Origin of the sequence: Streptomyces sp. WM4235 (assembly GCF_001279725.1) — a bacterium.
GTDB lineage: Bacteria > Actinomycetota > Actinomycetes > Streptomycetales > Streptomycetaceae > Streptomyces.
The window spans coordinates 1-1,107 of record NZ_LGDE01000194.1 but is presented as its reverse complement, the minus strand read 5'-3'; the positions used below and the strand labels follow the sequence as shown (position 1 = coordinate 1,107).

Genomic DNA, 1,107 nt, shown 5'->3' with positions numbered 1-1,107 from the left:
CTTCGTCCGCAGGAACGCCTCCGTGCCCTCGGTGGGGCGGTGGTACATCCACGACAGCAGGCCCAGCGCGAACATGTTCTTGCTGCGCTCGGCCTCCTTGCGCGACAGCCCGAACTCCTTCAGCGCCTCCACCGTCAAGGTGGTGAGCGGCACCGGGTGCACGCGGTAGGCGTCCAGCGAGCCGTCCTCCAGCGGGGAGGTCGCGTAGCCGACCTTGGCCATCGGGCGCTTGGTGAACTCGTCGGTATTGACGATGATCTCCGCGCCGCGCGGAACGTCCGCGATGTTCGCCTTCAGCGCCGCCGGATTCATCGCCACCAGGACGTCCGGGGCGTCGCCCGGGGTCAGGATGTCGTGATCGGCGAAATGCAGCTGGAAGGACGACACGCCCGGAAGGGTTCCGGCGGGGGCACGGATCTCGGCGGGGAAGTTGGGGAGGGTCGAGAGGTCGTTGCCGAAGGAGGCCGTCTCCGAAGTGAAACGGTCACCCGTCAGCTGCATGCCGTCGCCCGAGTCGCCCGCGAAACGGATGATCACACGATCGAGGCGGCGGACTTCCTTCTCGCCGGCCGGGGGAATGGCAGTCTCGGTCATCACTCAGTCCTTGATCTCGCAGATGGTGGCACCGGAGGTGAGGGACGCGCCGACTTCGGCCTTGAGGCCGACGATGGTGCCGGAGCGGTGTGCGTTGAGCGGCTGTTCCATCTTCATGGCCTCAAGAACGACGATCAGGTCGCCCTCGTCGACCTGCTGACCATCCTCGACGGCGATCTTGACGATGGTTCCCTGCATCGGGGAGGCCAGGGTGTCGCCGGAGGCGGCTTTGACGCTCTTGTTGCCGCGCCGCTTGATCTTGGTCGCGGTACCACCGCCCGCGGTGGCCGCGCCCCGGGTCAACGTCGTCCCCAGCGAGGCGGGCAGCGAGACCTCCAGGCGGCGGCCACCGACCTCGACCACCAGCGATTCGCGACCCTCTTCCGCCTCGGGACCCTCGCCCGCCACCGCGTTGAACGCCTTGATGTCGTTGACGAACTCGGTTTCGATCCAGCGGGTGTGGACCGTGAAGGGTCCTTCGGTGGGGGCGAAGGCGGGGTCGGTGACGACGGC

Annotated in this window: 2 protein-coding genes; both read right to left on the bottom strand. The window is 67.7% G+C overall.

Going from position 1 to position 1,107, the window contains the following annotated elements; all coding sequences use genetic code 11:
• A partial coding sequence (locus ADK55_RS15625) for a 2-oxoacid:acceptor oxidoreductase family protein (RefSeq protein ID WP_199826531.1) occupies window positions 1-594 on the bottom strand: 594 nt, incomplete at its 3' end.
• A gap of 3 nt (window positions 595-597) precedes the next feature.
• The coding region (locus tag ADK55_RS15620) for an acetyl-CoA carboxylase biotin carboxyl carrier protein subunit (protein WP_159041406.1) at window positions 598-1,107 on the bottom strand (510 nt) is incomplete at its 5' end.